This window comes from Fictibacillus sp. 23RED33 (assembly GCF_015903925.1).
GTDB lineage: Bacteria > Bacillota > Bacilli > Bacillales > Fictibacillaceae > Fictibacillus > Fictibacillus phosphorivorans.
The window spans coordinates 43,801-61,809 of the sequence record NZ_JACZDX010000010.1 but is presented as its reverse complement, the minus strand read 5'-3'; the positions used below and the strand labels follow the sequence as shown (position 1 = coordinate 61,809).

20 protein-coding genes and 1 tRNA gene are annotated in these 18,009 nt (G+C 37.9%); 17 read left to right on the top strand and 4 right to left on the bottom strand.

Annotated features, from left to right (window positions below; translation table 11 throughout):
* Positions 1-313 precede the first annotated feature (313 nt).
* From IHV09_RS20410 to IHV09_RS20395, 4 genes are read left to right on the top strand one after another with little or no spacing between them, the layout of a single operon-like run.
* The gene (locus tag IHV09_RS20410) at positions 314-496 is read left to right on the top strand and encodes a DNA-binding protein (RefSeq protein WP_197265366.1); all 183 of its coding nucleotides are present in this window, start codon (positions 314-316) and stop codon (positions 494-496) included.
* 60 nt (positions 497-556) lie between these two features.
* Positions 557-766, top strand: coding sequence for a helix-turn-helix domain-containing protein (locus IHV09_RS20405; RefSeq protein ID WP_197265365.1), 210 nt, complete (start codon positions 557-559; stop codon positions 764-766).
* Positions 757-1,188 carry an Arm DNA-binding domain-containing protein gene (locus tag IHV09_RS20400; protein WP_197265364.1) on the top strand — a complete coding sequence of 144 codons (432 nt, stop codon included), beginning with the start codon at positions 757-759 and terminating at the stop codon, positions 1,186-1,188. The genes IHV09_RS20405 and IHV09_RS20400 overlap by 10 nt, the downstream gene beginning before the upstream one ends.
* 18 nt (positions 1,189-1,206) lie before the next feature.
* Positions 1,207-1,923, top strand: a complete 717-nt coding sequence (locus tag IHV09_RS20395; protein WP_197265363.1) for a site-specific integrase — start codon at positions 1,207-1,209, stop codon at positions 1,921-1,923.
* A 171-nt stretch (positions 1,924-2,094) separates the two neighbouring features.
* Here IHV09_RS20395 and IHV09_RS20390 read toward each other — a convergent pair.
* A tRNA-Ala gene (locus tag IHV09_RS20390) sits at positions 2,095-2,170 on the bottom strand.
* Between the two features lie 409 nt (positions 2,171-2,579).
* On the opposite strand from IHV09_RS20390, the gene nagZ reads away from it, so the two are divergent.
* The 9 genes from nagZ to nagE all read left to right on the top strand — a co-directional run bounded on the left by nagZ (position 2,580) and on the right by nagE (position 13,493).
* Entirely contained in the window at positions 2,580-4,601 is a 2,022-nt protein-coding gene (gene nagZ, locus IHV09_RS20385) for a beta-N-acetylhexosaminidase (RefSeq protein ID WP_197265368.1), read from the top strand.
* A 16-nt stretch (positions 4,602-4,617) separates the two neighbouring features.
* The gene (locus IHV09_RS20380; RefSeq protein WP_197265362.1) at positions 4,618-5,871 is read left to right on the top strand and encodes an exo-beta-N-acetylmuramidase NamZ family protein; all 1,254 of its coding nucleotides are present in this window, start codon (positions 4,618-4,620) and stop codon (positions 5,869-5,871) included.
* Positions 5,872-5,993: 122 nt separating this feature from the next.
* The gene (gene nagA / locus IHV09_RS20375; protein WP_197265361.1) at positions 5,994-7,181 is read left to right on the top strand and encodes an N-acetylglucosamine-6-phosphate deacetylase; all 1,188 of its coding nucleotides are present in this window, start codon (positions 5,994-5,996) and stop codon (positions 7,179-7,181) included.
* Complete coding sequence (gene nagB, locus IHV09_RS20370) at positions 7,178-7,897, top strand: glucosamine-6-phosphate deaminase (RefSeq protein WP_197189642.1); 720 nt, start codon at positions 7,178-7,180, stop codon at positions 7,895-7,897. Before nagA ends, nagB begins: the two co-directional genes overlap by 4 nt.
* 8 nt (positions 7,898-7,905) lie before the next feature.
* Positions 7,906-8,625, top strand: a complete 720-nt coding sequence (locus IHV09_RS20365; RefSeq protein WP_197189641.1) for a GntR family transcriptional regulator — start codon at positions 7,906-7,908, stop codon at positions 8,623-8,625.
* 52 nt (positions 8,626-8,677) lie between these two features.
* Positions 8,678-10,051, top strand: coding sequence for a PTS transporter subunit EIIC (locus tag IHV09_RS20360; RefSeq protein WP_197189640.1), 1,374 nt, complete (start codon positions 8,678-8,680; stop codon positions 10,049-10,051).
* 19 nt (positions 10,052-10,070) lie between these two features.
* On the top strand, positions 10,071-11,129 hold the full coding sequence (locus tag IHV09_RS20355; protein ID WP_197265360.1) for a DUF871 domain-containing protein: 1,059 nt from the start codon (positions 10,071-10,073) through the stop codon (positions 11,127-11,129).
* Positions 11,130-11,166: 37 nt separating this feature from the next.
* Entirely contained in the window at positions 11,167-12,072 is a 906-nt protein-coding gene (gene murQ, locus IHV09_RS20350; protein ID WP_197265359.1) for an N-acetylmuramic acid 6-phosphate etherase, read from the top strand.
* A 14-nt stretch (positions 12,073-12,086) separates the two neighbouring features.
* Positions 12,087-13,493 carry an N-acetylglucosamine-specific PTS transporter subunit IIBC gene (nagE, locus tag IHV09_RS20345; protein ID WP_197131871.1) on the top strand — a complete coding sequence of 469 codons (1,407 nt, stop codon included), beginning with the start codon at positions 12,087-12,089 and terminating at the stop codon, positions 13,491-13,493.
* Positions 13,494-13,547: 54 nt separating this feature from the next.
* Here the strand turns inward: nagE and IHV09_RS20340 are convergent, their stop codons facing one another.
* Complete coding sequence (locus IHV09_RS20340; RefSeq protein ID WP_197265358.1) at positions 13,548-13,718, bottom strand: YjcZ family sporulation protein; 171 nt, start codon at positions 13,716-13,718, stop codon at positions 13,548-13,550.
* Positions 13,719-13,843: 125 nt separating this feature from the next.
* Positions 13,844-14,509, bottom strand: coding sequence for a hypothetical protein (locus IHV09_RS20335; protein WP_197131869.1), 666 nt, complete (start codon positions 14,507-14,509; stop codon positions 13,844-13,846).
* A 368-nt stretch (positions 14,510-14,877) separates the two neighbouring features.
* Here IHV09_RS20335 and IHV09_RS20330 point away from each other — a divergent pair, with 368 nt between their 5' ends.
* A complete protein-coding gene (locus IHV09_RS20330; protein WP_197131868.1) occupies positions 14,878-15,522 on the top strand; it encodes a 3'-5' exonuclease in 645 nt (214 codons plus the stop codon).
* 221 nt (positions 15,523-15,743) lie between these two features.
* A complete protein-coding gene (locus IHV09_RS20325; RefSeq protein WP_197131866.1) occupies positions 15,744-15,971 on the top strand; it encodes a hypothetical protein in 228 nt (75 codons plus the stop codon).
* A gap of 115 nt (positions 15,972-16,086) precedes the next feature.
* Here the strand turns inward: IHV09_RS20325 and IHV09_RS20320 are convergent, their stop codons facing one another.
* Positions 16,087-16,788 (bottom strand): TrkA C-terminal domain-containing protein, encoded by a 702-nt coding sequence (locus tag IHV09_RS20320; protein WP_197189634.1) that lies wholly within the window; start codon positions 16,786-16,788, stop codon positions 16,087-16,089.
* A 132-nt stretch (positions 16,789-16,920) separates the two neighbouring features.
* On the opposite strand from IHV09_RS20320, the gene IHV09_RS20315 reads away from it, so the two are divergent.
* Positions 16,921-17,079 (top strand): hypothetical protein, encoded by a 159-nt coding sequence (locus tag IHV09_RS20315; RefSeq protein ID WP_197131862.1) that lies wholly within the window; start codon positions 16,921-16,923, stop codon positions 17,077-17,079.
* A gap of 88 nt (positions 17,080-17,167) precedes the next feature.
* A complete protein-coding gene (locus IHV09_RS20310; RefSeq protein ID WP_197131860.1) occupies positions 17,168-17,908 on the top strand; it encodes a GDSL-type esterase/lipase family protein in 741 nt (246 codons plus the stop codon).
* The last annotated feature ends 101 nt before the right edge of the window (positions 17,909-18,009 follow it).

The window sequence follows — 18,009 nt, the reverse complement described above, 5'->3', positions numbered from 1 at the left end:
AACCTTTTTAATGTCTATTGGATTTCTACCCTCTTTTCAGAGGGTGATTTCTCCCTCTCCCTAAAATGTCTCAACCCCAACCTTTAATAAATTACAACTTTCTAAGCTTTAATTTCCTTTTAGTTCTTTAACTATAAATTCATGTGTCTATAAACCTTTAAACTATCATCTTTAACGCAAAAATAAATAAAAAACTAGAAAAACTTTTAAATTTTAAATTTTTTTCTAGTTTCATAAAAGTTTTTGGCGTTTTTTAAGTTTTTAGTTTTTTCTTTTGATATTTTAATTTTACAAATATCATGGAGGGTTTGAGATGAATAAATTAAATGCTTATCCTGAAGTTTTGGCAGTAAAGGACATAAAACAGATTTTAAGAATTGGAACTCACCAAACCTATTCACTTGTTAAATCAGAGGAGTTTAAAAAGTTCATGGTTCCGTGTACGAATCTTTATTCCAAAAAGGGACTTATTTTGTGGCTGCAAGGTAAAATTTAAAAGTTTTTACACAAATAAAAAATACATGATAAAACTTTAAAAAAAGGAAGGAGAAATAAAATGGACCGTTTAATTGAATATCCAGATGTTTTAAACGTAGAAGACATTATTTCTATACTTAGGATAGGTAGAAGTTCAGCTTATGAACTAGTTCATTCAGGGGAATTTCATACCGTCAAGGTGGGAAGAAGAATTCTAATTTATAAAGATGTTCTTCAGCGTTGGTTAGATGGAAAAGATGGGAATAAAGGAGTTTTAAGATGCCGGTAATTAAAAAAGTTAACGGGTTATACGGCTTTGTTGTTGATGTTGGAACTAAAGGGAAGAGAAAACAAAAAAGGGTTTCTGGATTCAAGAAGAAAAGTGATGCGGAAAAGGCTTTAGCAGAAATAATAGCAGCTAAACACAGTGGAACGTATCATGAACCTTCCAAGCTGACTGTTAAGGATTACTTCAATGACTGGCTATTAAATAAAAGAAATTTGAAAAACACCACTTTTACAGTTTATAAAAGTCTTATTGAAAAGCACATTATTCCTGAGGTAGGTCACCTTTCAATGGTCGATTTAAAGGAACAACATATTCAAAAGATGTTTAGAAAATTTGATGAAGTTATTCCAAAAGAAAGAAAACTTAAAAAAGAGATAATTTATGAAAAGAGATTATCTAATAAAACACAGTCAGCTATTTAAAAGATTTTTAAAGTAGTCTTGAATAAAGCAGTTAAGAAAAAACATATCTTATATAATCCTATAGAGGACGTAGAAGCACCTAGTCCTGTAAGTAAAGTAATATCCCCTTGGAATGTAGCCGAAGCTAAGGTTTTCTATGGGTACTGTGTAAATTCGTTTATTGAGAATGGAGATTCTATTGCCCTTTCACAAATTATTGCTCTGTCAAGTGGTTTGAGAAGAGGTGAAGTATTAGGATTAAAGTGGAACAATGTAGTTTTTGAAAAGAATGAAATTAGAATTCAAAATATCCTTGATAATAAAAAAACACTACAACCTAGAACAAAAACAAATGATTCAAAACGAACTGTAATTCTGCCGGCTGAAGTAATGGATTTATTAAAGATAAGGTTACGAACAATAAACATACAGAAAAAGATGGTTGGTAAATCTTATATCGATAATGACTTGGTCATTTGTAATGAATTTGGAATACCGTATCATCCAGACAGCGTTTATAAAAAATTAAAACGGAAGGCATTAAAGTTAGGATTAAAACAAATTTCTTTTCATGCTCTTAGACACACCCATGCAACATTATTATTAGAACAAAATGTACACCCGCGAATTGTTTCTGAAAGGCTAGGGCATAGCAGAGTAAGTTTAACATTAGACACTTATTCACATGTAGGTAGTTCTATGCAGCAACTAGCTGCTGATGAAATAACAGCAGTATTCTACGAAAATAATAAATAAAAATCTGTACCAAAATGGTACAGATTTCTTTATTTTTTATGAACTTGAATTACTAATGTAACTAGTGACAAAAACTGATAATTTTTTATGCATGTGACAAAATCGTGACTTAATAATTTTAAACTGTATTCAAATTTGTCAAATCTATAAGAAAAACTCAATAAACACAATTGGTGGAGACTAGCGGGTTCGAACCGCTGACCTTTTGGCTGCCAGCCAAACGCTCTCCCAGCTGAGCTAAGCCCCCGAATAATACTGACATAGAAAAGTATATAATTATTCTGAAAGTGGAGCAAGTCCTTTTTGGATAAATCTGCATACCCTCGTTCTTAACATCAAATAATAAATAAAATATATAACAGTTATGATTCATCAAAAATTTTAGTCATACCTAACTCTCCTCTAAATGACATTTTCTCAAAAAGATATAAGTCTTTTTTACCTTAAAAGTATTTTTATTAATACTGGTATAGACAACTAGTCCTAGTAGTTTAAAGGACTTAAGTTCTGTTTTGTACTCTTACGACAGGAACCGCTTTTTTTCTACCGAAAAGTGACAAAGAAAGAAAGCGCTACCAAATTTTAAGGAGGTTAGTAATGTGAAAACATCAATAAACATTCGGTATGTTCTTTTGATTGCCCTATTGATCGTTCCTATGTTTGCTGGAATTGGGAAGGCTGAAGGTGTTTCAGCCAAACATAAAAGAAATGAAGGATTAATGATCGCTCAAAATATGCCGCAACTAAGTAAGCATATTAACGGCGATACAGTAGATTTAGCAGCATTGATAACAAGTAAAGATGGAACATATGTCGAAGCGACAAATCATTTAATATGGAAATCCCTTAATAAAAGAGTTGCATCTGTAAACAGTGAGGGCCTTGTAAACTTAAATGGTAAGAATGGTGCAACAATCATCATAGTTACAGATGGTAAGTCGTTCGACAAAATCGGAATACACGTTAAAAACGGGAAGGCAGAATTTATAAAACAAAAAAACCAAAAATATGACGTGATCAAAAAAGCGATAAAGTCTATGACAGTAAAAGAAAAGGTTGGCCAGATGTTAATGCCAGATTTCCGGAATTGGAAAGGGCAACCTGTAACGGAAATGAACGATGAGATTAGAGAACTTGTAAAAAAATATCACCTCGGTGGCGTTATTCTATTTAGGGAAAATGTAGTAACAACAGAGCAGACAGTTAGATTAGTGGATGAATATAAAAAAGCAAATGAAGATTATGGTTTATTGGTTTCAATCGACCAAGAAGGTGGAATTGTGACACGTTTGCAGAGCGGTACCGATTTCCCAGGAAATATGGCGCTTGGTGCCACAAGATCAACGGAGATGGCGGAATCTGTCGGACATGCCATTGGATCAGAGCTTCATTCGCTAGGAATCAACATGAATCTAGCGCCAGCTTTAGATGTAAATAATAATCCTGATAATCCTGTTATCGGTGTTCGTTCATTCGGCGAAGATCCACAACTTGTTGCTGACTTAGGAACTGCATATATTAAAGGATTGCAAGATTCAGGAATGGCTGCTACGGCTAAACATTTCCCTGGTCATGGAGACACAGCAGTAGATTCTCATTTAGGTCTGCCTTCTGTTCCTCATGAAAAGGAAAGACTCCTAGAAGTTGAGCTATATCCTTTTCAGCAAGCGATCAATAACAATATAGATGCCATATTAACAGCTCATGTTACATTTCCTAAGATTGATCCAACAACTGTTATTTCTAAAAAAGATGGAACAGAAATCAATCTTCCAGCTACATTGTCCTATGAAGTATTAACGAATTTGGTGCGAAAAGAAATGGGCTTTAAAGGCGTTATTTCTACAGATGCACTCAATATGAAAGCCATAGTAGATCATTTTGGTCCAGTTGATACTGCTATTCGTGCAGTAAATGCTGGAACAGACATCGTACTAATGCCAGTGGGGTTAGAAGAAGTTGCAAATGGACTTTATGAAGCAGTAGATAATGGTGAAATTACAGAAAAAAGGTTGAATCAATCGGTTGAACGCCTATTGACTTTAAAAGCGAATCGCGGGATTTACAAACAAGTAAGCGAAACACCAATAGAAGAGAAAATTGGACACGCAGAAGAAGTTGTTGGCAACCAAGAGCATAAGGCTTTAGAGAATGAGGTAGCAAGAAAATCAATAACACTTGTAAAGGACGAAAACCTTTTACCTGTTAACAAAAACGAAGTCAATTCTGTAGTTGTTATTGGCAATACCTATATTGAAAACCTTCAACAAGCGTTAGCTGTTCACCACTCTTCAGTAGAGTTAATTAAAGCAGATAAACCTTTAAATGCTGAACAACTGCAAAAAGTAAAAGATGCGGATCTCGTTGTACTCGGAACTTATACGTCTACCGTATCTGGTCGACTACCATCATCTCCACAAATGCAGATGGTGAATCAAGTTATTGATACAGCACCTGGTAAAACAGCAGCTGTAGGAATAAGAAATCCATATGATATTATGGCGTTTCCTGAAGTTTCAGCTTATCTTGCACAATACAGCTTCAGAGATGCTAGCTTTAGGGCAGCAGCAGAAACTATTTTTGGAATGAACGATCCTTCAGGTAAGCTACCTGTTACGATCTATGAAGAAGGTTTAGAACAGATTCTATATCCGTTTGGTCATGGCGAAAGCTACTAATAGGGGGAAATAGACAATGAGAAAATGGGGAATTTTTTTAACGATATTGATGTTGTTTTCTTTTATATTGCCAGGTGCTCAAGCTACGAACCAGAAAGGTTTCGATCATAAGAAAAGGTTTAAGACAGGACTAGAGCAATTGTTGAATCATGATATGAGGGTATTAAAGGGTAAGAAGGTCGGTTTAATCACGAACCCGACTGGAGTAGACCGTAACTTGAACAGTATCGTTGATGTTTTATACAATCATCCAGATGTAGAGTTAAAAGCATTGTACGGACCTGAACACGGAGTTCGAGGAAGTGCTCAAGCTGGAGAATATGTTGAATTCTACATTGATCCAAAAACAGGTCTTCCAGTCTACAGCTTATATGGAGCAACGAAAAAGCCAACTCCTGAGATGCTTGAAGGAATCGATGTTTTAGTGTTCGATATACAAGATGTAGGCACGCGTTTCTATACGTATATTTACACGATGGCTTATGCGATGGAAGCAGCCAAAGAGAACAATATTCCATTTGTGGTACTCGATCGTCCAAATCCATTAGGAGGTAAAGAAGTAGAAGGACCTGTATTAGATCCTGCCTACTCTTCATTTGTTGGCCTTTATCCCATTCCGCTTAGGCATGGTATGACTGTAGGAGAACTAGCTAAATTATTTAACAAAGAGTTTGATATTGATGCGGATTTAAAAGTAGTAGAGATGAAGGGGTGGAAGAGATCTTGGAGCTATGAAGATAGTGGACTCGAATGGGTGTTGCCTTCACCTAATATGCCTACAAAAGATACGGCACTTGTGTATCCTGGAAGTGCACTGATCGAAGGCACGAACGTTTCAGAAGGTCGTGGAACGACTAAGCCGTTTGAATTGATCGGTGCTCCATTTATTAATGGAGATCAACTAGCTGAGAAATTAAATAAAGAAGCTCTGCCTGGTGTTACATTTAGAGCAGCCTCGTTTACACCTGCTTCATCAAAACATGCAGGGAAGCTATCTCACGGAGTTGAGATTCATGTTAAGGATGAAAAGTTATTCCAGCCTGTTCTTACTGGAATCACTCTTGTGAAAAGCATTCATGATCTTTACCCAAATGATTTTGAATTTAGGGCAGAAGATAGTAGAGGGATCTCTTTCTTCGATCTATTAACCGGAAACGGATGGGTTCGAGAATATATTGAGACAGGGCGAACTGTAGATGAAATTGTTTCTCGGTATGATCAAGAACTGGAAGAGTTTAAAGATTTACGAAAAAAATATTTACTATATTAATCGTATTTGAGAGCTAAGGCGTTTTCTTTAGCCTTAGCTTTTTTGTTTGAATTTTCTGACTGGTATAGACAACTAGTCATAAGAATGATAGGCTAGGCATAAAGTGATAAAGGGGAGTGGACATGAAACTTGATATTTTACTAGTTGGGAACTTGATTAACGAAGAAGGAAAGCTCATTAAAAATGGATATGTGTGGATCAAGAACGATAAGATTCACTATGTTGGTACTCCAACCCCCTTTTCACCAGATGAAGATGTAATAAGGTATACCATGCCTCAGGACTGTATCATCATTCCTGGCATGATCGATATTCATATTCATGGTGCTGCTGGAGCAGATTGTATGGACGGTACGGAAGAAGCACTTGAGATTGTTGCAAAACATCTCCCAGCAGAAGGAACGACATCCTTTTTAGCAACAACGATGACTGAAGAGACATCTGTTATTTATAACGCACTGAATGTTGCTGCAAACTTCATAAAAAAATCTCGAAGTCCAGCCGCTGAAATGCTGGGTATCCATTTAGAAGGACCTTTTATTTCTCCAAAACGTGCAGGTGCACAGCCTACGTCTTTTATTCAGGAGCCTGACGTACATTTATTTACAAAATTTCAAGAAAGTGCTGAGGATCAAATAAAACTCGTCACTTTAGCACCTGAAATGGATGGTGGACTTGAACTTACAAAGTACTTATCTTCACAAGATGTGATCGCTTCGATCGGTCATAGTGACAGTTCTTTTGTAGAAGTAAAAGGTGGGATTGAAGCAGGTATTTCTCATGTTACCCATTTATTTAACGGCATGCGCGGAATACATCACAGAGATCCAGGTGTTGCTGGTGCTGCTCTCTTACAGCAAGAATTGATGGTTGAGATGATCGCGGATGGCGTTCATGCTAGTCCTGAGATGATTCTACTAGCCTACCATTCTACTGGTGCAGAACGCACGGTCTTAATTACGGATTCAATGAGAGCCAAAGGTTTAGGAGAAGGATCCTACACACTTGGTGGCCAGCAAGTAACTGTAACAGGTAATGAAGCTAGATTAATTGACGGAACACTAGCAGGAAGTATCTTACCGATGAATGTTGCTGTTAAAAATATGATGGATTATACACAGTGCTCTTGGTCGGATATTGTGAAGATGACGAGTGAGAATGCTGCAAAAGAGCTGCGGATCTTTGAGCGGAAAGGAAGTCTCTCGGTTGGTAAAGATGCCGATATTACGGTGTTGACGGAGGACAGCGATGTACTTATGACATTTTGTCGAGGCGAGCTTGTGTATCATCGAAAGGGGGAACGAGTTTGAGATTGATCAAGGTTTCCGATGAAGAAGAGCTTAGTAGAATGGCAGCTGAATATGTGTTTTCGAAAATAAAAAGTTCAGAAAAAATTGTACTTGGTCTTGCTACGGGGAAGACACCTTTAGGCATGTACCGACACCTTTCAAAATATAGTAAAGAGTATAAGCAGTCCTATTCACAAGTGTACACGGTTAACCTTGACGAATATGTCGGTTCCAGAGCTTACCATGAATACATGCAACAAAACTTTTTCGACCATATCGGAATCCATAAGAATCAAACTCATCTCCCAGATGGTAACGCCGTAGATCTTGAAAATGAATGCAAGCGCTATGAAGAAGTGATCAAACAACTGGGTGGTATCGATCTTCAGGTGCTCGGTATCGGAGAGAACGGACATATCGGTTTTAATGAACCGGGTACAGATTTTAGTTCGCGCACGCATGTAGTGAAGTTAACAGAGTCGACATTAAGGGCGAACGCTAAATATTTTACACATGAGAAACAGCCGCGAAAAGCGATTACGATGGGCATCGGCACGATACTAGAGAGTAAAGAAATCCTGCTTCTTGCTGCTGGCGAAAAAAAAGCGAGGGCAGTAAGAGCGCTATTTCAAGGTATCATGAATTCCGATATACCTGCGACAGTTCTTAATCATCATCCTAACGTTACTGTGTTAGCCGACAAAGGTGCAAGGAGTCTTTTAGAAGAGGAGAGTTAAGTATTTTTATGATTGATAAAACATCACCAATGCCACTTTACTTTCAGATCGAAGAAGCGATCAAACAAAAGATTGATAAGGGTGAATGGGAAGCTGAAACCATGATACCTTCTGAAAGAGAATTTTCTCTAAACTATGAAGTAAGCCGCATGACAGTCCGGCAGGCTATCAATAATCTTGTGAATGATGGCTATTTAACCCGCCGAAAAGGAAAAGGTACGTTTGTTTCTGCAAAGAAAATAGAGCAGAAGCTTCTAGGCCTTACAAGCTTTACAGAAGACATGAAATCACGGGGCTATAAACCCGCATCTAGACTCATATCTTTCCAAAAAACGACCGCTGAAAACAGATTAGCAAAAGCGCTTGAGATAGAAGAGGGTCAAGAAATTTATGAGATTAAACGTGTTCGCCTTGCAAATGACATTCCGATGGCGTTTGAGACTACTTATGTTCCCGTTGATCTTCTTGAATTAAACGAATCACATATAAAAGAAGGTTCTTTGTATTCTGAAGTTGAGAATGCAGGCTTTGTAATAGATTATGCGACACAAAGTTTAGAAGCGTCCATTTCGCGTGAAGCAGAAAGCGAGATACTCGAGATTACAAAAGGCGCAGCCGTTCTTCTTATTAAGAGACAGACTTATTTAACGACAGGAAGGCCACTTGAGCTCGTTCATTCGGTGTATCGAGGCGATCGCTACAAATTTATGATCGATATGAAACGCTGATAAAAAGCGTTTTATATAAAAATGAAAGCGTTTACTAAAAGGGGGAAGAAGCATGGGGAAAGAGCAGCAAATGGCTCATGGTATCATCGAAAAACTTGGAGGTTCTTCAAACATCCAATCGTTGATGCACTGTATGACGAGAATTCGGGTTAATCTACACGATCCTTCAAAGGCAGATCTAAAAGGTCTTAAAGAAGTAGATGGTGTGCTGGGTGTCGTTGAAGATGATACACTGCAGATCATTGTTGGACCTGGCATCGTTAATCGCGTCACGCTTGCGATGAGCGAAGAAACAGGTATGAATATTCAATCTGTTGATGAGACGGATCCTATGGACCTCGAACAGTTGGCCCGGATGAATAAGGATGCCATCAACAAGAAGAATGCAACACCTTTCAAACAGTTTTTACGCAAGATCGCTAGTATCTTTATTCCGCTGATTCCTGCTATTGTTGCTTCTGGTTTAATTATGGGAATCACGAATGCGGCAATTAACTATGGCGCAGATAAAGACACATCATTCATGCAGATGATGGGTGTTATCGGTGGAGGATTGTTTGCTTACTTGGCCGTATTCGTTGGTATCAACACAGCAAAAGAATTTGGAGGCACCCCTGCACTTGGAGGAGCTGCCGGAATCTTAATCATCAATCCGAATCTAGCTAATATTACACTTTTTGGTGATCCATTAGTTGTTGGTCGTGGTGGTTTAATAGGAGTTATGTTAGCTGCCATATTTATCGTCTTTTTAGAAAAGAGAATTCGTAAATTTGTTCCAGCAGCTATTGATATTATTGTTACGCCAACTTTAGCGTTACTGATTACAGGCTTTGCAACACTTTATGTCCTGCAGCCAGTTGGTGGTTTTCTTTCAGATGTTATCACAAAAGGACTATTAAATATTCTTGATGTAGGCGGTATTTTCTCTGGACTTATCTTAGCAGGAACATTCCTTCCATTGGTCGTAACAGGATTGCATCAAGGGTTAACACCAGTGCACATGGAGCTAATTAACACGATCGGTGATGATCCTTTATTACCGATTCTAGCAATGGGTGGAGCAGGGCAAGTTGGTGCTGCCTTTGCGATCTACTTTAAGACAAAGAACCAGCGTCTTCGTAAAGTCATTAAAGGTGGATTACCTGTAGGTATGCTTGGAATAGGTGAGCCATTAATCTTTGGTGTTACCCTTCCGCTCGGGCGACCGTTCTTGACAGCATGTCTAGGAGCAGCAGTTGGTGGAGCGTTTCAAGCGTTCTTTAAGATAGCCACTGTTGCCATCGGTGTGTCAGGCATTCCACTCGTGTTCCTTGTAAATGCAAACGAAATGGTTCTCTATCTAGTAGGTTTAGTAATTGCTTATTTCTTCGGGTTCTTATTCACATGGACGTTTGGATTTAAAGAGAGTATGGCAAAAGACATCTAACGAATCAGGAGTGAACATTTTGTGTTATGGGATTTCAATTTACCTGAGTGAATCAGACACGTTTAATAAAAACTGGATGGAGAAAGCAGCTAAAAGTGGCTTTCAATATATCTTTACTTCTCTTCATATTCCTGAAGAGAAGGACGTGGATTACGTTAAACAAGTTAAATGGTTAGGGAAAACGGCTCAAAAGTTTCATATGGAAGTAATGGCTGATGTTTCACCGGCTTCTCTAGAGCGGTTGGGTTTATCTTTTAATGAACTACCTTCTTTAACAGACTGGGGCATTTCGGGTATCAGGGTGGATTATGGGTTTACAGCCAAGCAGATCGCTTGGCTGTCTCACCACCTGAAAGTTAGCCTGAACGCAAGTACCATTAACGAAGAAGAGCTTAAGAAGTTGATGGATGAGGGACTTCAACCGAATCAAACAGAGGCTTGGCACAACTTTTATCCAAAACCGTTTACAGGTATCTCTAAGCAATCTCTTTATGAGAGAAATGCTCTGTTTCATCGGTATGGAATCAAGACGATGGGATTTATTCAAGGTGATGAACAATTACGCGGCCCTCTTCATTTAGGGCTTCCTACAATTGAGAATCACAGACATGTATCACCTGCAAATGCTGCGTTGGAACTTCAAGAAATGAATACGGATAAAATCTGTGTAGGAGATTTAAGCCTAACGAACAAAACGTTGCAAGAATTAAAGTTTTTAATGGAAGGTACAGTCCCTCTTTATGCCGACTTATACAAAGGATACGAGACATTCGACAACATGGTTCATACGAATAGAATGGATGCTGCAGAGTATGTGATCCGGTCCGTTGAGTCACGACATCAGCCTTCTCATTTTCGATCAGAAGCTCATGAGTTAGATGTATTTAATGAAGGAACGATAACAGTTGAAAACGAGTTATATGGCAGGTATGCGGGTGAACTTCAGATTTGTTTAAAAGATATTCCTGCTGATACAAAAACGAATGTAGCGGGACGTATAAAAGAAGAGAGCTTGTCACTGATGAAGAAAGTTGGAAGCGGCAAGAGATTTGTGCTGTTGAATTCAAAAGTGAAATAAAGTTTTGTTAACTATCAACCATTTAAAGGAGATCAAGATGGACTTAACCAAATTGGCTACAGAAAAAAGAAACCCTGACACGTTAACAATTGATGAACTTACAACTTTAGAAGTGATCCAAAAAATACACGAAGCCGATCTCGGAGTAGCCAGTCGTATTACTCCTGTTTTAAAAGAAATCAGTTCTGTCGTTGAAAAAGTAGTAACAGCTTTTGAAAATGAAGGTCGATTGATTTATATAGGTGCTGGAACTAGTGGACGGTTAGGTGTGTTAGATGCATCAGAGTGCCCTCCCACATACGGCACAGATCCAAAGTTAGTCGTAGGGGTAATTGCAGGCGGTGAGTATGCCTTACAACATGCGATCGAAGGTGCGGAAGATGATGCAGAGTTAGGTCAATCCGATCTTCAATCATTGAATGTAACGGAAAGAGATGTTGTTGTAGCTATTGCGGCTTCTGGCAGAACTCCATATTGCTTAGGTGCTATGAAATACGCCAAAACAAAAGGAGCATTAACAGCGGCTCTTGTTTGTTCTGTGGATTCGCCGATGGAAAAGCTTGCGGACATTAGCATTCCTGTTATAACGGGGCCAGAAGTGGTCACAGGCTCTACCCGAATGAAAGCTGGTACCGCTCAAAAACTTGTGTTGAACATGATAAGTACAGCCAGCATGGTGAGATGGGGTAAAGTGTACAGCAATCTAATGGTAGATGTTCAACCGACGAATGAGAAACTAAGAAAACGAGCTAAAAATATTATTATCGAAGCTTCTGGTGCAACAGAAAAAGAAGCGGAAATGGCTTTGCAAGAACAAGGCGGCAACACAAAGGCAGCAATTTTTCAGCTTGTGACAGGCGTCGCACCACATGAAGCTAAACTGCAACTAGATGAGCATAATGGAAAGTTAAAAGAAGCGATACGTAATTTCACTCAAAAGTGAGAGGGGTAGGTACTATGTTAGGTTTCTTACAGCGGATCGGTCGGGCGCTCATGCTTCCGATTGCAGTTCTTCCTGCAGCTGGACTTTTGCTACGTTTTGGTCAAGACGATTTACTAGACATACCATTCTTAGTTGCTTCAGGAAACGCGATTTTTGGTCATCTAGCACTTTTATTTGCGATAGGCGTTGCAGTTGGATTATCTAGAGATGGAAGTGGAGCTGCTGGACTTGCAGGAGCAATCGGTTACTTTGTATTAACAGAAGGAGCCAAAACATTTGCCGAAGTAAACCTGAATTATGACGGGAAATTTGATATGTCCGTCTTAGGAGGTATTCTCGCAGGGGTTATAGCTGGACTTTTATATAATAAATTTTATAATACGAAACTCCCTGAATGGCTTTCTTTCTTTGGAGGTAAACGATTTGTTCCAATCGTAACTGCTGGAACGATGGTACTTTTAGCGCTAGTCTTCGGATTTATCTGGCCATATCTTCAGATGGGGTTAGAGAATGTTGGTACTTGGATAACAAGTGCAGGAGCAATCGGTGCAGGTATTTTCGGTTTCTTTAACCGCTTATTAATTCCACTTGGACTTCATCATGTGCTCAATAGCTTCTTATGGTTTGTATTTGGTGAATTCACAGGTGAAAATGGGAAGGTAGTTACGGGTGACTTATGGAGATTCTTTGCCGAAGATCCTAAGGCAGGCTTCTATATGGCTGGATTTTTCCCTGTGATGATGTTCGGACTACCAGCAGCTTGTTTAGCCATGATTCATACCGCAAAAAAACATCGGAAGAAAGCAGTTGCGGGGATGTTAGGAAGTTTAGCACTCACTTCCTTTGTCACTGGTATCACAGAACCGATCGAATTTGCGTTCATGTTCCTATCTCCTTTATTGTATGTGATTCATGCTGTATTAACGGCTGTTTCAATGTCGGTCGCAGTATTACTAGATATACATCACGGGTTCACGTTTTCTGCTGGTGCGATTGATTATTTCTTAAATATTGGGATCTCGCAGAATGGTTGGTTGTTACTCCCGATGGGGGCGGTATATTTTGTCTTATACTATGGAATATTCCGTTATCTGATTGTAAAACTGAACTTGCAAACACCAGGCAGAGAAGATGAAGAATCTATAGTTTCAGAAGCTGCAGCAACTTCTACAACCAATGAAAGGTACGAAACGGCAGCATCGGCGTACTTGAGTGCACTCGGTGGAAAAGACAATATCGTGCTGCTTGAAAACTGCATTACTAGATTACGAGTTCAGATTAAAGATTTGTCAGCAGTTGATGAGGAAGGTCTAAAGAGAGCAGGATCTAAAGGGCTGATCAAGCTTAATAACCAAAATATACAGGTTGTCGTAGGTTCTGAGGTTGAACCGATCGCAGATTGTATGAGAGATAAGCTATAAAGCTATAAAAAAAGACCGCCATCTTCTTGAAGAAAATGGCGGTCTATGTTTTTCTTACACGTTCCAATAACCACTTACTGGTACGTTTGCTGCGTATCCATAGGAACATGGATAAGCATATACGCAGCTGTCTCCATTAAACGAGACGGCTCCGACAATAATGAGCAGCACGAATAGTACCACGTAAAGCGTAAAGCTATCAGAACAGTACTTTCTTGACGACATAATTTCACTCCTCTTCTTGCATGTGAGAAGCCGATTTCTCTCCTCAGCTTATTTTATGCAAGTAGGATGAGCATAGAAACGGAGATAAACGCCTCATTTTAAGAGAGTTGCTGTCAACAAGAAGTCTATTTGTATGCTTCATCTAAGATGATGTATAAGTAATCTACGAATTCACCTTTTGAAAACATCGTAACTTCATATATATTACCCAGGTCGTTGTATACATAAGCTGTGTCTGTGTCTGTTGTTTCTTCAACGTCTACAGGTAGACCCGCAAGTTCAAGTGCTCTTGTCATTTCTTCATCATTAAACATAATTTCTTCGTCTATTACAGAATAAACAAGACGAGCTGCTTTTCCTTCCACAAACGTAACCGCATACTTATCATTCTGATAGTAGTTTACGATAGCGGGAACGAATTCAGTCGTACCTGAGTAGCGGAACTGAATCTTTTCAGAGCGGGTTGGTTTACCCCATCTGTCGCTTATTTGTTTTTCTGAAGAATTTGTTAGTTCACTAGCAACAAATTGATGCTCGCTAGTTAGATAGTCCGTTTGTTCACTATCACTATTTTCTGATTCACCTTCGGCATTGCTGTTGTCATCTTCTGTAGTTGTTGTCTCAGTTGCTTCTGAATCTTCTTTTTCTGGTTCAGATGTGGAATTATCAGTAGATTCTTCCTTCTCTGCTTTTGTTTCAGAAGTTCCTTGTTCATTTTGTTTCGTATCCTTTGAACAAGCTGTTACAGTTAGTAACCCAATTATAAGCAATAGCGTAATAAGTTTTTTCATGATACTCCCTCATTATGTAATTCATATTGTTTAACAGACACTTCCAATGTTAACAAAAGAGTATAAAAATTGAAAATGAAAACTTTGGCAAATGAAGAAACTTATATCCTTTTAAGAATAGAATGACATTTAAATACCTCATTTTCATAAAATAAGGATATAGCTGTTATCGCTTTTTTGTTGTTTCCAAAGTAGTTGATTACATCTCGTGCCTATCTATTCACTGGGGGCACTTTGCAATGCTTTTATTAAAGAAGTCATTATCAGTCGAATGCATGGAGGATTATTTCATTTTGTTAACAAATCAACTACAATATATGGTAGACATCCATTTAAAGGCATGAATGCGGAAGGGCAGGTGGAATGGGATGCAGTATATTGTGTATGATTTAGAAATGACAAACCGGCTCTCAGAGATTATTGAGATAGGTGCCATTCGAATGGTCGAAGTTGATGGTGAGCTTAAAATTTTGGATACGTTTCAATCATTCGTTCAACCTAAAATGGATAAGTTGAATACACGAATTACGAATCTGACTGGTATCACCAAAAAAGATTTGATTTCAGCTCCTGTTTATACAGAGGCAATTGAAAATTTTAGATCCTGGATCGGCGTAGAAGAATATTATCTTTGTTCTTGGGGACCAGAAGATAAGTGGGCACTCATTACTGATTCAACTTTTCATAAAGCAGATACGGATTGGATCATCAACCATAACGATCTGCAATTTCATTTCAGTATGCTCCACGATAGTGAAAAGGGATTCCGTTATGGGTTGTCGCGTGCACTCCAGGCAATGGAACTTGTTTATGAAGGATCTAAACACAGAGCACTAGACGATGCCATGAATACAGCTAGAATTCTCACTAAGATATATAGAAAAATCAAATTTGTAAAAAACCCGACTTCTTTTTTAGAATCAAAGCTTTTTGAGCCTGAAAAATTAGTCTATAAAACAAAGTCTGAAGTGAATGAGTCTCCCTTTGCTTCCTTATCAAAGTTATTTAACTAAAGTAATTTTAGTTTTAAATGTAAACTTTTCAATGCAAACAGTTAACCATTAAGACGAGGATAGGACTTATTCCCTGTTTATTCGACTTCCTTCGACATAAATGTATAGGTATTATAGGGTAAAATCCATAAAAAGTAAGATATGTCGTCATTTGACGAATTGTTTTTGTAGGAAAATGACCTTAGTTTCGATAATAATAGTAAGCGTAGGGGGTGTTGTTGGTGGATACTACATATTACATAACCAATAAAAACAATCAGTTGTTGGAACTTTTGAACACGATAGACCATTGCTTGACAGGTGCAAGACTTGAGGAAGTGGATTCAATAATCAAATTAAAAGAAGAATTGTTAGCAAATGATGGTATACATATAACTCCAGAGCAAATTAATAATATTATTTCCTTACTGTTATCATTTGTCCCTAATACAGTCAGAGAAGTTGGTTAATTGAGAATCTCTTCATAAAGAGGTTCTTTTTTACTACCTAGAGTTTTATTCGCTCATATATTTTGCTTTCAGGGGGTAAAGTCGTAAAAAAATAAGAAGTGAAAAAGATCACTTCTTATTTAGATTCCTCTACTTCTTTTTTTGATTTCAATTCATCCATTTCATTTTTAAATCTTTCTTGTAGACAACTTTGGTGACCATATAGGACCAACATGTCTCCTTCTTGTATTTTTGTCGTATAACTATCCTTCCGTACTGTTACGTCCCCTCGCTTTATAAATAAGACAATTAGATCATCTTCTGTTTGAATGACGTCTTTTAATTGTTTCCCCATAATCTTTGAATCTTTATGTATAGGAATTTCTACTACAACATCATCCTCTTCAAAATACATAACATCTCTTAAAGGAAGATCTGCTAAGTTATAGCTTTTTTCCATGTGACTCTCAAAAGAACGTTTCATGTATTTTTTTAGTTTAGGTACGCTTAAGATTAAATATAAACTGATGAGTACTAAAATAATGATTCCAAGTTCGATCGAACGAAATTCATCTGATAAGATGCTGCTTATCGATGAGATGATAACCGCTAATGAAAAGACTCCGAACAAAATGAGAAACGTACTTAAACGTCTGCGTACCGGATGCTCCAGAATCAACTCTGATTCTCCTGTCGTAAATCCAGTGGCTGTAAACATTGAGATGACCTGGAAGCGAGCGATTTCTTTTTTAAGACCAGTTAACGTGAATAACAGAACGTTAATTTCAATCACAATTCCTATGATGGCAAAATAAAGCAAAGTGAATAAAAAACCCACAAAGGCACCTCCGTTAAAATTCTTCTTTACCTGTATACCCTTATTTTCTATTTATATAGAGGAAATAAAATATTTTATTCGTTTCATAAACATATATAGCCCCTCATATAGTTTGGTACAGGAGGGATGTAGATGATAGGTTTTCTTATTACCTTAGTGCCCGCAAGTCTATTGTGTGGAGGAGTTGCTATGTTGATTCATACATTCGTGAAAAAAGATTCATATCAATACGATCAAGAAAATCTTTGGGAGGATACATCACTTACATCTGAAGATTATCGTTTGAAATAACAAATTAACACATTCATTACTTGATATTTTCCCTCGTTATGGTAAAAAGTAATATAACAATAACTTGTAACAGAATCGAGGATTTGATGTGCGGAAAGTATCAAAAAGATGGTTAATTGGTGGTACAGGACTAGCCCTCATACTATTCCTTATCTTTCAATTTTATGGAGAAACAGAAGGGGCGAGCGATACACAAACTCTGAAGGTCGTTGCCCTTGGAGACTCATTAACGTATGGAGTTGGTGACCCATCCAAAACAGGCTATATCGGAATCGTTAAACGAAATATTCAGCAGCAAACAGGCAGAAATGTAATCATTAATAATTTTGGGATCAGTGGACAGCGTTCCGACCAATTGTTAAGACAATTGGATAATGGAGTCGTGATCAAGTCATTAAGACAAGCAGATCATATCTTTGTTTTTATAGGCACAAATGACTTTCGTCACGCTGCCGGTTGGAACTTTCGCCAGTTGCCTCAGCAGAAATTAATGCTAGGAAAAGAAAAGCTAAGAAACAATTTAACTAAAACACTGACAGTGGTGAGGGAAAACAATTCGTTTGCACCGGTTTACGTATTAGGTCTTTATAATCCTTATTTTGGGAAAGAATACGATCCCACAGCTGCAGAGAGTATTAAGACATGGAATGAAGCAATCGTTGAGGCGAGCAAAGAAAGCACGCTTACAAAGTATATCTCCACTTTTGAACTCTATGAAAACGTTGAGAAAGAACTGTATTTTTCTGATTCTATACACCCTAATAGAAGGGGATATAACAGATTAGGAAATTGGGTTTATAACCAGTGGAAACCTTTAAACCAGGAATGATCTCTTAGAAGTAGATACTTCTAAGAGATTTTTTTTGATTTTTTTTTTAATTGCTTCTTTTGGATAGAACCATCCTTTGTGAAAGTAGTTGTTTTCAGGCT

What these genes read in the sequence shown, in the direction of transcription:
- nagE (WP_197131871.1), top strand. Translation starts at nt 12,087, where the DNA reads ATGTTAGGTTTCTTACAGCGGATCGGTCGGGCGCTCATGCTTCCGATT.
- nagZ (WP_197265368.1), top strand. Translation starts at nt 2,580, where the DNA reads ATGTTTGCTGGAATTGGGAAGGCTGAAGGTGTTTCAGCCAAACATAAA.
- IHV09_RS20365 (WP_197189641.1), top strand. Translation starts at nt 7,906, where the DNA reads ATGATTGATAAAACATCACCAATGCCACTTTACTTTCAGATCGAAGAA.
- IHV09_RS20315 (WP_197131862.1), top strand. Translation starts at nt 16,921, where the DNA reads ATGATAGGTTTTCTTATTACCTTAGTGCCCGCAAGTCTATTGTGTGGA.
- IHV09_RS20380 (WP_197265362.1), top strand. Translation starts at nt 4,618, where the DNA reads ATGAGAAAATGGGGAATTTTTTTAACGATATTGATGTTGTTTTCTTTT.
- IHV09_RS20405 (WP_197265365.1), top strand. Translation starts at nt 557, where the DNA reads ATGGACCGTTTAATTGAATATCCAGATGTTTTAAACGTAGAAGACATT.
- nagA (WP_197265361.1), top strand. Translation starts at nt 5,994, where the DNA reads ATGAAACTTGATATTTTACTAGTTGGGAACTTGATTAACGAAGAAGGA.
- IHV09_RS20360 (WP_197189640.1), top strand. Translation starts at nt 8,678, where the DNA reads ATGGGGAAAGAGCAGCAAATGGCTCATGGTATCATCGAAAAACTTGGA.
- IHV09_RS20400 (WP_197265364.1), top strand. Translation starts at nt 757, where the DNA reads ATGCCGGTAATTAAAAAAGTTAACGGGTTATACGGCTTTGTTGTTGAT.
- IHV09_RS20335 (WP_197131869.1), bottom strand. Translation starts at nt 14,509, where the DNA reads ATGAAAAAACTTATTACGCTATTGCTTATAATTGGGTTACTAACTGTA.
- IHV09_RS20410 (WP_197265366.1), top strand. Translation starts at nt 314, where the DNA reads ATGAATAAATTAAATGCTTATCCTGAAGTTTTGGCAGTAAAGGACATA.
- IHV09_RS20330 (WP_197131868.1), top strand. Translation starts at nt 14,878, where the DNA reads ATGCAGTATATTGTGTATGATTTAGAAATGACAAACCGGCTCTCAGAG.
- IHV09_RS20340 (WP_197265358.1), bottom strand. Translation starts at nt 13,718, where the DNA reads ATGTCGTCAAGAAAGTACTGTTCTGATAGCTTTACGCTTTACGTGGTA.
- murQ (WP_197265359.1), top strand. Translation starts at nt 11,167, where the DNA reads ATGGACTTAACCAAATTGGCTACAGAAAAAAGAAACCCTGACACGTTA.